Source organism: Veillonella sp. oral taxon 158, from assembly GCF_018376515.1.
GTDB lineage: Bacteria > Bacillota > Negativicutes > Veillonellales > Veillonellaceae > Veillonella > Veillonella rogosae.
The window spans coordinates 194,571-208,105 of sequence record NZ_JAHABE010000002.1 but is presented as its reverse complement, the minus strand read 5'-3'; the positions used below and the strand labels follow the sequence as shown (position 1 = coordinate 208,105).

Annotated in this window: 8 protein-coding genes; 4 read left to right on the top strand and 4 right to left on the bottom strand. The window is 42.5% G+C overall.

What is annotated here, in order from left to right; translation table 11 throughout:
* Window positions 1-168 precede the first annotated feature (168 nt).
* Window positions 169-1,395, top strand: a complete 1,227-nt coding sequence (locus tag KH364_RS02110; RefSeq protein WP_273298305.1) for an MFS transporter — start codon at window positions 169-171, stop codon at window positions 1,393-1,395.
* Between the two features lie 102 nt (window positions 1,396-1,497).
* On the opposite strand, the gene KH364_RS02105 is transcribed toward KH364_RS02110, so the two are convergent.
* The 3 genes from KH364_RS02105 to KH364_RS02095 all read right to left on the bottom strand — a co-directional run bounded on the left by KH364_RS02105 (window position 1,498) and on the right by KH364_RS02095 (window position 3,764).
* A complete protein-coding gene (locus tag KH364_RS02105; RefSeq protein ID WP_233187870.1) occupies window positions 1,498-2,301 on the bottom strand; it encodes an IS3 family transposase in 804 nt (267 codons plus the stop codon).
* A gap of 23 nt (window positions 2,302-2,324) precedes the next feature.
* Entirely contained in the window at window positions 2,325-2,876 is a 552-nt protein-coding gene (locus tag KH364_RS02100) for a helix-turn-helix domain-containing protein (RefSeq protein WP_273298304.1), read from the bottom strand.
* A 90-nt stretch (window positions 2,877-2,966) separates the two neighbouring features.
* Window positions 2,967-3,764 carry a hypothetical protein gene (locus KH364_RS02095; protein ID WP_273298302.1) on the bottom strand — a complete coding sequence of 266 codons (798 nt, stop codon included), beginning with the start codon at window positions 3,762-3,764 and terminating at the stop codon, window positions 2,967-2,969.
* A gap of 140 nt (window positions 3,765-3,904) precedes the next feature.
* On the opposite strand from KH364_RS02095, the gene KH364_RS02090 reads away from it, so the two are divergent.
* Window positions 3,905-4,453 (top strand): GDSL-type esterase/lipase family protein, encoded by a 549-nt coding sequence (locus KH364_RS02090; protein WP_273298300.1) that lies wholly within the window; start codon window positions 3,905-3,907, stop codon window positions 4,451-4,453.
* A gap of 172 nt (window positions 4,454-4,625) precedes the next feature.
* On the opposite strand, the gene KH364_RS02085 is transcribed toward KH364_RS02090, so the two are convergent.
* Window positions 4,626-5,600 (bottom strand): hypothetical protein, encoded by a 975-nt coding sequence (locus KH364_RS02085; protein ID WP_273298299.1) that lies wholly within the window; start codon window positions 5,598-5,600, stop codon window positions 4,626-4,628.
* 343 nt (window positions 5,601-5,943) lie between these two features.
* Here KH364_RS02085 and KH364_RS02080 point away from each other — a divergent pair, with 343 nt between their 5' ends.
* Both KH364_RS02080 and addA read left to right on the top strand, forming a co-directional pair.
* A complete protein-coding gene (locus tag KH364_RS02080; RefSeq protein ID WP_273298297.1) occupies window positions 5,944-9,507 on the top strand; it encodes a PD-(D/E)XK nuclease family protein in 3,564 nt (1,187 codons plus the stop codon).
* The gene (gene addA / locus KH364_RS02075) at window positions 9,497-13,435 is read left to right on the top strand and encodes a helicase-exonuclease AddAB subunit AddA (RefSeq protein ID WP_273298296.1); all 3,939 of its coding nucleotides are present in this window, start codon (window positions 9,497-9,499) and stop codon (window positions 13,433-13,435) included. The genes KH364_RS02080 and addA overlap by 11 nt, the downstream gene beginning before the upstream one ends.
* The last annotated feature ends 100 nt before the right edge of the window (window positions 13,436-13,535 follow it).

The following is a 13,535-nucleotide window of genomic DNA, read 5'->3' as shown; positions in this document are numbered from 1 at the left end:
TTGGTAAGGCAATTGGAGCCCGTGCCTTGTATAATACTAGAGAGAACCCTTTATCTAATCGGTAGAGGGTTCTTTTTTATGTTATCCGTCAGGCTTTGTATTTGAAAAACTCTTTCTATTTATAGTATGATTACTTTATATGTTTTTATTCTGTAGAAAGGAGCTCGTATGAATCGACTTAGTTTCTCGCGAACTCAGATTTTAATTCTCCTTAGCGTATGGCTCACGTTCTTGTTGAGTTTTGTAATGCGTTTATCTTGGTCTTCTGTTATGCCTATCCTCAACGAGGCTTTGCACTTTACTGCAAAGATGGGGGCACAGCATATTTCGGCCTTTTACTTTGGTTATGCCTTAACAGTATTGCCAGGTGGTATCTTAGCCGACAAAATTGGTTATAGACGAACTATCTTATTTAGCTTAATTGGTATGGCTGCTGTAACGGCTCTTATGAGTACCATTACAGACTACAACATGGCTTGGGGCTTGCGCTTCTTGCTAGGCGTTATGTCTGGTCCTGTACAAGCTTCTTGCTTGAGTGCTATTGGCGATCACTTCGGCCCTAACCAACGTGGTGCGGCTGTAGGTATCTTCATGAGCTGTACTTCTTTTGGTATTACTACTGTAAATCTTTACGCACCCTATGTAGCTACACATTACGGTTGGCAAACAGCGTTCCTTGCTACAGCTATCTTGCCGTTGGCAGTACTCGTATTATGTTACTTCACAGTACGTAAGCCAAGTGCTGAAATCATTGCACAACGCGAAGCAGAGGCTTCCGAAGCGGCGGCTAAGCTTGGCGTAGGTCAAACGTCCTTGAAAGAGAACTTAAAGCATATTCTTTCAAACCGCAATATTCGTTGTTTAGCCATCGCTGGTTTCTTTGCAACAGGTACAACTTGGGGCGTAACGCAATGGGCAAACTTGTACATGGTTAAACAATTAGGTGTAACTGCTATCTACGCAGGTCAAGTTATGAGTGTGTTCGGTACGGCAGCACTTATTGCAAAACCAACCATAGGTATTTTGTCCGATATTTTACCAATCAAGAAAAACCATTTAGCCGCGCTTGTTATGTTCCTATTTGGTCCGGCTTTGATCTTATTTGCTAGTACATCCAATCCGAATATGCTCTTCATTACAGGCCCAATCCTCGGTATTGGTGCTTTCATGCACAGTGCCTTGACTAATGCTCTCGTAGTTCAATCCGCAGCACCTCATTTGCGCGGTACCACAGCGGGCTTCGTAAACTTATTCAACCAAATTGGTGCTCTCCTAGCGCCACTTCTCTTGGGCAATGTCCTCGTTATGACGGGCAGCTACCAAATGTCCTTGATGTCCATCGCGATTGCGCCTGTAATCGGTGCATGTGCATTGTTCTTCATTCGTCTTAAATAATGTGAAAGCATCTAATTAGGATATATAGGTACATAAAAGTATAAATACTATAACAAAAAAGGACCTGTACTGATCTGCACCCATTTTCTTGGACAGATATAATTAAGCTACTTTTTGGGAATGAGTTCGGTATTCTACCGGACTCATTCCTTTTAATTTGAGCTTAATACGTTTTGTATTGTAATAATCAATATAATCTCTTAATTTGTTAATAAAATCTTCATAGGAAGTAAACTTCTCTAAATATAACAACTCTGATTTTAGTAAGCCAAAGAAGTTTTCCATCACGCTATTATCCAAACAGTTTCCTTTTCGAGACATACTTTGGATGATAGCGTGATTTTTTAATGTTTCTTGATAACTGCTATGCTGGTACTGCCATCCTTGATCTGAGTGTAAGATGCACCCTTTGCTATGTGGCCTGTTTTTAAAGGCTTTATCCAGCATAGATAACACCTGTGTTAGTACAGGTCGTTCTGATATTTCATAGGATACAATTTCACCATTATACATATCTAAGATTGGTGATAAGTAAACCTTACGCCCAAACAAGTGGAATTCGGTAATATCTGTTGTCCATTTTTGATCTGGCTTTGTTGCAATAAAGTTTCGATTAATAATGTTAGGAGCAATTTTTCCTTCGTTTCCCCTATATGAACGGTACTTCTTTAGACGGACTTTACAGGTTAAGTTTTCTTCCTTCATAATACGCATCACAACTTTATGATTTATATTGAAGCCTAATTTGTGTAATGCTATTGTGATTCGTCGATATCCATAACGACCCTTGTTCATCGATACAAGGGTACGAATAGCTTCTCGTTCCTCTATATATTTATCCCCTTTATTAATGCTGGCTAGGCGTGCATAATACGTACTTCGACTAATACCAAAGTATTTGAGCATAAACTGAAGAGGGTATATTTTTCTTAATCTTTCGATGGCAATTGTTTGTGCTTTTTTTTTACAGCTCTATTGGGTTTAGCTATTTCACGCATTTCTTTCATAAAGTCGTCATAAAAAGATATTTCATACTTTAATCGAGCATTTTCAGCTTCCAGTTCTTTAATACGTTCCTTATCTGATTTTTGGCTTGAATCTACTTCTATTTTAATTTCTTTCTTAGTCTTCATAGGTGGTCTACCTTTAGGCTTGGGTTGCAACCCCAAAATTCCTTCATCTAAATACCGCTTTTGCCATATGGCAATTAGACTAGAGTTATCTAAATTAAATAATTCTGCTGTTTCATTAAAGGATAACTTATTCTTCCACCTAGTTTCAAGAACTTTACGTTTAAAATCTGCTGAAAATACTTGTTTACCAATTTTATGGGTCAAATTATGACTAAGCTTAAACTTGTATAGCCAATTTCTTACAGTACTTTCTGGAACTTCAAGCTCTTTAGCAATTCTTAAGCGTCCCCATCCTTTTTTAGAAAGATAAATAGCCTTTTCTTTTACTTCTTTTGAATATTTTGACATAAAAAACTGCACCTCCAAAAATTGTGTCCAATTTTTGGGGTGCAGTTCATACGGGTCCTTTTTTGTAGTCTTGTATTCTATTGATATTTCCTATGGTCTAGGTGGCGCATTATAATCTGGTTGTGGGCCCCATTGACTCATAGGTGTGTTCGGATCTGGTAAATCTTGATTTTGTATATCAAGAGCCCAATCAGGGCGTGGTCCTGTTGGCGGTGGTGGCGGCACTGGTCCATATACACCCAACTTAGATGGTTCTAATCGCGGTTGATGATACGCATAAGGCGATTCTAGTTGGTTCAGTGGTTTATATACACCTTCAGGTGGTTGAACCCCAAATAATGGTTTCTCTGCTGTAGGGGCAGGGGTATTCATCGGTTTATATGGGCGTGGTGGCACATAGGGGTTTGTAAAGGTATATGTGATTCGCTCCATTTCTAACGCATTGTGCAAGATAAACTGACCTATTTCAGCGACGGCCGAACCTTTTGGCGCTACGCGAGCACCTGTAGATAAAACGGAGCGGTGATTGTCTGCCATTCCAATAGGAGCACCATTTACTTGGTAAAATTTAGCAGGAGCCACATGCCAGTCCATGAGGTAAATGTCTTTAGACGTTTTACCACGATGGTATGTATAATTAGTCATATAGTCTGCAATAATGTTTTGTTGCTTATATAGACTAATAGTACGAGCGTGTAATGTATTATACGTCAGTCCTGCTTGTGCTAGATTGATGGTGCTCAAGTCGATATACACAGTCTCAGTAGGGCTATTATAAGCAACTTGGAATTGGGTAGGTTTGTTTTCTAATTCGTATTGTGAAATAGCACTAGCTGTTTGAAGACTAGCCAGAGCAATCACTAAAAAGGGATATAGTTTTCTCATCATTGACCTCTCTTATGTGGAAATAGTATACCATAGTCGTAGGTGTAATTCCATGAAGAATGCATATAAAATTCTATAATATGTATATTGTGTATAACATGCTTTTATTATATGATTAATGCATAGTTACAGGAGGGATGAATATGGAGATCATCTGTTTTGGCGACAGCATTACGCGTGGCTACGATGTGCCTTATGGACGTGGGTGGGTTGAAATTTGCGATGCCTCTATTGAGGGTGTAAACTTTACGAATTATGGGGTAGATGGTTGCTCAGTACAAGCCATGGTTTACAATATTGAAAACTGGGCGGCTACTGCTGTATCTGATCCAACGCGCCACATCTTTTTGATGTGTGGTACCAACGATATCCTACAAGGTCGAGATAGTGCGTATGTGTTCAAGACTTTGGTGAAAGCCATTGAATTAGCTAGCACAAAGGGGACGGTCATAATCGGTTTAGAAACACAAATCGACAGCGATATGGATGGCCTAGACCTCGTCGTGCGAGAGGTTAATGAACAGCTAAAAGCATATGCAGAGGCTCATGATATTAAGGTTATAGATTTCTATACTACCTTATTTGAAGCAGATCAAATCGGACAAATCGTCTTTGCCGGAGAGGTACATCCTAACGAGCTAGGCTATCGTCTGATGGCTTACAAAGCACTAGAAATTTTTACAAGATTATAGACTTTTTACAAGGCCTAAAGATCTTTAGATGATTTTGAAGTCTTCATAAGATTATAAAAAAGTCCCCTAATGAGCTACTTCATTAGGGGATTTAGTGATTTATAGTCTTTTTGTGTGAAAACTAGTAGCTTTCACAAGTATAATTAAATTCGTAACGAATTAGTAGTTAGAATTAGCGACGTGCGTTGCCAACCTTAGCGGATTGAGCGATTGCGTATGCAGTGCCTTTTACTAAGTCGTAAGCATCAGCACTGTTGCCAGATACTGTTACAGCAGCTACAGTGTCTTCAGTTACTGCGAACAATGCAGTTGCGTAAGGGTGTTGTGCACCATTTGGTACAGTTACAGCGCCGGATTTAACGATGATGTAACGGCCGCTGTTGTTGAAGATATCGTAATGAGCAGCTTGTTTTACACCGTCATAGCTTTCATTGTAAGCGAACAATGCAGCTACTTCACCACCTGCTACTTGACCAGTTTGTTGCATGGAACGCAATTTCGCAGCTGCTACAGCTGTTGGTTGAGTCATGTTAACAGTGATACGTAAGGAGTTGTTGTTTACAACTGCTTCAGTGATTACGTTTGTAGAGAATACATTCGCTACACCGTCACCAGCACGGTTGTAAGTGCTAGCAGTTTTCACTTGGTAGCCATTAGTGTATGCAGGCAAGTCATAAGTGTAAGTTTTGCCGTTCAACAATAAGTCGAAAGCGTTCAATTGGTTAGTTTTGTAACGAGAAACGTATGCACTGCCGTTGCCATTAGCTGTTACGGAGTTTACAGTTTCTTGGTATACAGGTTGGTAGCTAGGTGCGATAGGGTCCATGATTTGAAGACCTACAGCAGTTGTTTGTGGTGCTACGAAGATTGGATCGCCCAATTCTTTAGATACAGGCATTTGTTGAGCCATGTCACCTGCTGTGTAAGGAACCGCTGGCAATGGTTTGTAACCAGGGCGTGGTGCACTTGTTACATATCCAGATTGGTAAGCTGGTGTAGCCGCTTGAGGTGCTGCGTAAGTATATTGCTCTGCTGCAGCGCGTTCGTAAGCGCGTGCATTAGCATCGATGGATGCAGCGAAAGCGGAGAAGGACATAGTTGTAGCTGCGAATACTGCGAAAGCAGCTGCTAAATGTTTTTTGTTCATAATAATTCACTCCTAAATACATGATTTTTACAAATAACACAAATACTAACATGTATTATATATGAAATTCTGTTAATTGTAAATAAAATATAAATTTTTTTCTTAATTATAAACAAATATAATCAGATGAGTCAAATATTGTACAATTAGCTTAAAATTACCCCAGAATTAAGCACAGAATGTCATATTTACTATATAATAATACTTAGTACAGTAACATATTATATCGAAAAAAATAGTTTTAGGCTAGACCTAAGAACAAAAAATATATAAATAAGATGAAATTTGCGAATTATATAAATTATATAAACTGAGATGGTGAAAGTTTCACTAGGGAGGTCTCATGAATATTAGCGTCTATTATGGACGAGCAGGATCAGGCAAGACGCGTGCCGTATATGAACGGATACGTCAAGTGATGACCGATTGTCCAGGGGAACCCATATTCTTACTCGTTCCTGAGCCAGCGACCTATCGGGTAGAGAGGGAACTTGCTGAATTTATGCCTGAAAAAGGCTTTACTACGGTTCGTGTCGTAGGCTTTGGTCGTTTGGGGTACCAAGTATATCAATCCATAGGCTCCAAAGGGGCCGGTCAATCAAGCTTATCTAGCTTTGGCCGGTCTATGTTGTTGCGCCTTGTTATGAAGCGGAAACAAAAGGAGCTAGGCCTATTAGAACAGGCTACTAAACGTCCTGAGTTTTCTTCTGTATTGCAACAGCTCTTCTCTGAGTTTCGCGCATTCCGCGTCGGTCCTAATGACCTTGAACGTGGAGCTGATTCCGTAAAAAATAAAGTATTACAAAAGAAATTGCGCGAACTTGCCATTTGTATGGCAGCCTATGAAGAGGAAATTAGTCGTCATGGTGAGCGTGACATCGATCCTATCATGGAAATCGTTGAGGCGTTGCCTCAATCCCCACTGATGGAAAATAGCCATGTCTTTATAGATGGCTTTCATTGGTTTACACCCACACACTACGAGTTGATCTATACCTTGTTTGATTTGGCGAAGGAAGCAGTTATTACTATCGACTTGCCAATGGCTCCAAAGGCATTAAACCTAGCACGTCGAGGGGAACACCTCTTTAGCCGTCCTTTAGAAATATACGATACCTTATTGGCTCGTTATGGTTCTAGTATTAATTGGGTTGGTTTTGACGGGAAACGGGGCCCTCACATCGTACAAGAATTAGAAGCGAATTACTTTACTAGCCCTAGTAAGCAAAATTCTACTGATACTACTATTCCACTCATTCGTGGATATAACCGAGAACGAGAAGCTGATGCGGTGGCTCGCCGTATTTTAGCCTACGTAGAATCCTCTCCAGAGGCACGTTACCGCGATGTATGTATTATGCTTCGCGAGTCTGAAACGTACGGGGATACCTTAGAAAAGGTCTTCGGTCGTTATGGTATTCCGCACTTTATCGACCGTCAGCGGCCTATGAAAAACCATCCATTAGGCGAATTGTTGACAGCCCTCTTTGATATCGTGCGCCATAGCTACAGTCGAGACAGCATGTTCTTATTGCTTAAAACAGACTTGATGCCTCTTACCCGTGAGGCCGTAGATGAACTAGAAAACTACGTACTCGAGTTTGGTATCGACCATTATAAATGGGAACGTGAAAGCTGGCCCTATTTACGAGGCTTTCATGAAGGACAAGATGAAGAAGGTCACGCTGATGCACCTCGTAGAGCGCGTGTTAATAAAGCAAGGCAAACCATTATGGAGATCTTATCCCCATGGTTTGACTTTGCCGCTCATAGTGAAGGTCATACGGGCGCTGAGTGGGGGGCGCAGCTGTATGGTCTCTTAGAAACCTTACAAGTACCACAGCGTCTCTATGAATGGGCACAAGACGCAGAAACGGTGGGAGATCAAGAGTCGAAAGCCAGCCATGAACAGATGTACAATGCGGTTATTTCTTTCATAGATGAAATCTCTATGGTCATGAAGGATGAAGTGTTGACCCTAGATGAGATGATGTTGCTCCTCGAAGAAGGCTTGAGTGATGTGAATTATTCTATGATTCCTCCGTCCTTGGACCATGTAGTGATTACCACCATTGAACGTGGTTATAGCCAATGGTGGCCTAAGGTATTCGTCATGGGCCTCAATCAAGGCATATTCCCACAAAGCATGGGCGATGAAGGCCTTATTAAGGATAAGGAACGCCAAGAGTTAGCCGATGCAGGTATTACCCTTGCTGAAGGTGCTTTGCCGAAGGCTTTCAACGAGAATTTCCTATTATACCTAGCTATGACGCGAGCATCCGATTCCTTGACGCTGTCCTATGCAAGTTCTGGCGAAGATGGAACAGGCCTTGAGCCATCTCTCGTGGTGAAACGATTAGAATCCCTTGGTTATGTAGATAAGGCGGTAGAGATTCCTCTTTCCATTGCACCTGATACTGAGTCGGATTATGTATGGAGACCTTTACAGAGTTTGTCCCTATTGTCTGAGCGATGGGGCGCCCTCTTTAGTGGGCATGAGGTCAATCCATTGTGGTGGGGCCTCTATAACTGGGCTCGTGAAAGCGACACCTACCGTCCTCGTTTAGGTGAGGTGTCTCGTGGTATTCGAGATAATAATGATGTACCGGTCATTACAAAGGATTTAGTGAATGGATTATTCCTATCTAAAGGCTATATGTCTGGTTCTGTGACGCGTCTGGAGAGATATCAGCAATGTCCGTTCAAGTTCTATGCCCAATATGGTTTGAAACTGGAACCGCGTCGGGTGCGCTCCTTTGGTGCTCCTGAAATTGGTACATTCCTTCATGCTAATTTAGAGCGTTTAGGTAATTATCTATTAGATAACAATAAACAATGGCGTGACCTTAACGAAGAGGATCAACAAAATTTGTGCCACTCCGTGGCGGAAGAAATTTTACAAGAAAATCAGGGCGGCGAGGAAACGAGTGATGCCTACCAAAAGGCAATCGAGCAGCGTGTACAACGAACATTACATGTGACGGTAGACCGCCTTGTAGAGTGGTCGAAGCGCAGTGATTTTGATACAAAATACTTGGAGCAAGATTTTGGCCGTCAAGGAGGCTGGGACCCTATCCGCGTACCGCTTGGGGAAGACCGTTATTTACGCCTCATCGGTCAAATTGACCGCATCGATGAATATACCCGAGATGGTCAAACCTATGGCATGGTTATCGATTACAAATCGGGTGGTGCTCATGTGACGGCCCAAGATGTATACTATGGCCTTAAATTGCAGCTTATGACCTATCTACTAGCCTTAGAATCTGCTTATGGCAAAACGCATGGTGGCACCATGTCACCGGCGGCTGTGGTGTATTCCTATGTGAAAAATCCTAAAATTCCTGCCGATGCGCCTATCTCTTATGAAGATGCAGTATCTTTGGCTAAGGAAAGCGATGCATGGCAAAACAGTGGATACTTCTCTGATGATATCGAGTTGTTGACGCATATCGATAATAAATTTTTGTCTTATGGATCTAAACGAGGACCATATGTACCAATCGCTACGAAAAAGGACCAAACTATTTCTAGTAGAGACTTGCGTAAGGTTAAGAATTCTGGCGAATTTGATGTAATGTGCCGTTATACAAACCACGTAATGGCTGACATCGGTCGCCATATCGGGGACGGTCAATTCCCAATTCAGCCTTACCAGTTAAATAAGAATAGACCTTGTACATACTGTGATTACAATACTGTATGCCGTTTTGACTCTAGCCGTAATAAATATAATTATCTGTCCGGCTTATCTGAAGATGATGCGTTAGAACGGATGAAAGAGGTTCTAAACGACGAAAATAGCGATAACAACGAGTATCGCAACAACGGCCGAAATAGTAGTAACGGAAACAACAGTAACGACAGAAGTAATAGTAACGAAGGAGGTGAAGACCATGGGTGTTAAGTGGACGCCGGAGCAGGAGTCTGCCATCATAGCGCCTAAGGATTCGTCCTTAGATAATCAAACCTTACTAGTAGCGGCAGCAGCCGGTTCTGGTAAAACGGCAGTTCTCGTAGAGCGTATTATTACCCGTTTAAAAGACATAGATAACCCTTTATCTGTTCAAGAGCTCATGGTTGTAACCTTTACAAAGGCGGCTGCTCAAGAGATGAGCGCTCGTATTGGTCTTGCTTTGGCTAAAGCCATGGAATCCACCGAGGATGCAGCCATGCAAGAGCGCCTTGAGCGACAGCTCAACCTGTTGCCGTCTGCTCATATTTCTACGTTGCACTCCTTCTGCCAATGGGTGATTCGCTCTTACTTTTACAAGCTCGATATTAATCCTACTGCTCGCATCGGTAACGAAGCAGAAATGGCATTGTTACAACAAGAGGTGCTAGCCGATTTATTAACTAAATCCTATGAAGAGGGCCTTTATAATATCTATGAATTGGCGGATTTCTTTAGCGATGATAAATCGGATGCGGGATTAACAGCAAAGATTATGTTGCTATATAACTACGCCATGTCCCTTGCCAATCCTGATGGGTGGTTACGAAAAGCCTTAGAGCCTTATAAAGAGGCTATGATTATAAACCCTAGTGATACACTATGGGGCCAATATATGTGGGATAACCATGTAGCTGTTATCGATCGCATTCGCGAGCGCTTAGAGCGGATGGAACAAATTCTATTGGATCCAGTAGGGCCTCATAAATGGCAAAACATATATGATAATCAACTAGCTGCATTAGGCATGCTTTCATCAGCTCAAACTTGGGATGATATGGGTGAAGCTTGTAAGCATACGGATACCTTCATTAAGGACCAGTTCCGCATGGGGTCAAAAGAGGCGCAAGCCTTTGATCCTATATTGGTAGCAGAGTTTAAATCCTTAGGTTCCCAAAATAAAGATGACCTTAAAGCGATGCAAGGGGCTGTGTTTACTGTGCCAGAAGCTACCTTGCAAGACCAGTTCAAGGCTCAATATCCAATCATCGAAGGTTTAGTAGAGCTCACGATTGCGTTTCATAAGGCGTATCGAGATATGAAACAAGAACAAGGTATCATGGACTTTAGTGACTTGGAGCATCTATGTTTAGCTCTTCTTGTTGAGCCGGGCACAGAGGATGACCCTCAGCCGTCTGATGTAGCGAAGGAACTGCAAGATACTTTCAAAGAAATCATGGTCGATGAATACCAAGATACGAACGGCGTGCAAGAGACGATTATCAACTTGATTTCTCGCGTCGATAACCGGTTCTACGTAGGGGACGTGAAGCAAGCGATTTATAGCTTCCGTATGGCTGACAGCTCTCTGTTTATGGAGAAATACAATACCTACGGCGACACTGATGCGGTAGAGCGTCGTATCGACCTAGCAAAGAACTTCCGATCTCACGAAAATATCTTGGCCGCTACGAACTTCTTGTTCTATCAAATCATGACGGAAGAGGCGGCGGAGCTAAATTATACTGAGGCAGAATCCCTCATTCCGGGCCGCATCGTTGAGGATGCACCGGAGGACTGGGTTGGAGGCGATGTAGAATTGCAGCTCTTAGATGTGAGCAAGGATACCCTCAGTGCTAGTGAAAGCGACGAAGACGAAGGTGATGACCCTGAAAATAACGAGCGTGAGCTAGATTTCATCATCCAAAAGATTAAGGAAATCCACGGTGCCAAGAAGAAGGTGCAAAATCCAGATGGTACGTTCCATCAAATCGAGTGGCGTGACTTTGCTATTTTGCGCAGATCCTTGGCTGGTTGGGGCACTCGTGCCGTAGAGGCCATGCGCCAAGCGGGTATCCCTGCGGTAGTAAACGAACGAGATGGCTACTTTGAAGCACAAGAAATACAACTATTGTTAGCGTTGCTATCCATCATAGACAATCCTGAACAAGACTTGCCGATGGCGGCGGTATTACACTCTGGTCTCGTAGGTCTTGATGCAAACGAACTAGGCGCACTGCGCCTATCTGGAGATGGTTCTCTGTGGTCTCTCATGCCAGCCTATGCTGAAGAGGCTCAAGATGAGCGTTTATTAGCGTTTATTGACCATATGGAGCGTTGGCGTACCTTGTCGCGCCGTCACGGTGTAACAGATTTGCTATGGGATATTTACGAATCTCAAGATTATGTAAACTATGTAGGTGCCATGCCGAATGGTCTCGTGCGACGTGCGAATGTACTCGCTCTGTATGACCGAGCTAAGGGCTATGAGGCATCTGGCTTCCGTGGTCTCTTTAGGTTCTTGCGCTTTGTGGAAAGCTTGCGCGATAGCAACCAAGATATGCCTCTAGCTAATGTGGTGAGCGAAGCGGACAATGTAGTGCGCCTCATGACCATCCATAAGAGTAAGGGCCTTGAATTCCCTGTGGTGTTCTTATCTGGCGTTCAAAAACGGTTCAATATGATGGATCTTCGTTCAGAGCTCCTCATCGATAAAAATGCAGGACTTGGTCTAAAGGGGTACTTCCCGGATATTCGAGTGTCTTTCCCAACTATGCCGTGGTTCTACGTGAAAGACGTCAAAGAAGCAGCCCTCAAAGCAGAGGAACAGCGTATTCTCTATGTAGCCTTGACACGGGCTCGAGATAAATTGTTCCTAACGGGTTTTGTGAAGGGGTTCAAGAATTCTGCAGGTAAACTATCTAGTTTAGGTGAGCTCATTAACAATGTTGCCGCTGTAGAAGGACAACAGTTGCCGACGGATATTATCACTCAAGCTAATACGTATCTAGAATGGTTAATTATGGGCTTTACCCGTCATTTGGATGGTGGTAACCCATTGCGCGTAGCCATTGAGTACGAAGGACCGACCTATTTTGATTTACCAGATAAAAAATGTCGCATCAAGGTCGAAATCCACGATGGCTCTCTCTACGGTGATCTCGATTACAAGGCAGATATTGATGAAACTACCATCAATAAGGTACGAGAATTACAAGCTGTTAATGCGGTGGAATTGCTACCGGAAATCTTAGACCGCTTTAACTATACCTATCCGTACAGCGATGCTACGCGGCGCACAGCTAAGATTTCCGTCAGTGAATTGAAACGACGATTCCAAGAACGGGAACTTGAAGCAGGCACTATTGATACCCTAAATGAACCGATTGTAACGGTAGATGCAGGGGGTAAACGAGTCGTTTCAGATGCAATCTTAGGTCAAGCTATTAAGCTAGATATTCGTAATGTTGATTGCGATACCACAAGTAATGTTGATAGTGATGCTACAAGTAATGCTGATAGCAATGATACAAGTAAAGCTAATAGTGATGTTACAAGTAATGTTGCTGTATCAACTCTTATAGTTCCTGCTGATGATTTAGCTAATTCCGTATTCGGTCGCAAGCCGCAAGTACTGCAGTCCGAAGAGGATGTGTTGACGGGGGCTCAATGGGGTACCTTGATGCATGAGGCGATGCAATGGTTACCTCTTGCGCAGTATACCCAAGCTTCTTTAACGAAAGAGCTTGATGCACTCGTAACGAAAGGGACTTTCACAGAGGAAGAACGAAATCTATTGAGTGATACAAGCCTCTATAAATTCTTTAGTTCTGACCTTGGGAAGCGTCTTATCAATGCGAAGCGCATAGAACGTGAATTGCCGTTCAGTATGCTTTTTGAAGGGAAACGCGTATATGATACCTTAGAGGATGGGGAAGATCTATTCCTCCAAGGTATTATCGATACTGCCTTTGAAGAGGACGGTGAGTGGGTTCTCGTAGATTACAAGACAGACCGCGTCAAATCTGGGGAAGACCTCATCAAGCGCTACAAAATACAAATGGACCTCTACAAAGAGGCTTTGCAGCGATTGACGGGGATGCCTGTAAAAGCATGTTATATCTATAGCTTCCGCTTGCACGATGCAATTATTATAGATTAGCCTATAAAAATTCTATGATTGGCATAAGGCTGTATTTATGCGTAGTGTATAAATCTATACAGAGGTAGCCTATAGTCTAGCAAATATAAAAAGCTCTCTA

Coding starts and splice junctions, on each gene's coding strand:
- KH364_RS02110 (WP_273298305.1), top strand. CDS start 169: ATGAATCGACTTAGTTTCTCGCGAACTCAGATTTTAATTCTCCTTAGC.
- KH364_RS02105 (WP_233187870.1), bottom strand. CDS start 2,301: ATGCTCAAATACTTTGGTATTAGTCGAAGTACGTATTATGCACGCCTA.
- KH364_RS02100 (WP_273298304.1), bottom strand. CDS start 2,876: ATGTCAAAATATTCAAAAGAAGTAAAAGAAAAGGCTATTTATCTTTCT.
- KH364_RS02095 (WP_273298302.1), bottom strand. CDS start 3,764: ATGATGAGAAAACTATATCCCTTTTTAGTGATTGCTCTGGCTAGTCTT.
- KH364_RS02090 (WP_273298300.1), top strand. CDS start 3,905: ATGGAGATCATCTGTTTTGGCGACAGCATTACGCGTGGCTACGATGTG.
- KH364_RS02085 (WP_273298299.1), bottom strand. CDS start 5,600: ATGAACAAAAAACATTTAGCAGCTGCTTTCGCAGTATTCGCAGCTACA.
- KH364_RS02080 (WP_273298297.1), top strand. CDS start 5,944: ATGAATATTAGCGTCTATTATGGACGAGCAGGATCAGGCAAGACGCGT.
- addA (WP_273298296.1), top strand. CDS start 9,497: ATGGGTGTTAAGTGGACGCCGGAGCAGGAGTCTGCCATCATAGCGCCT.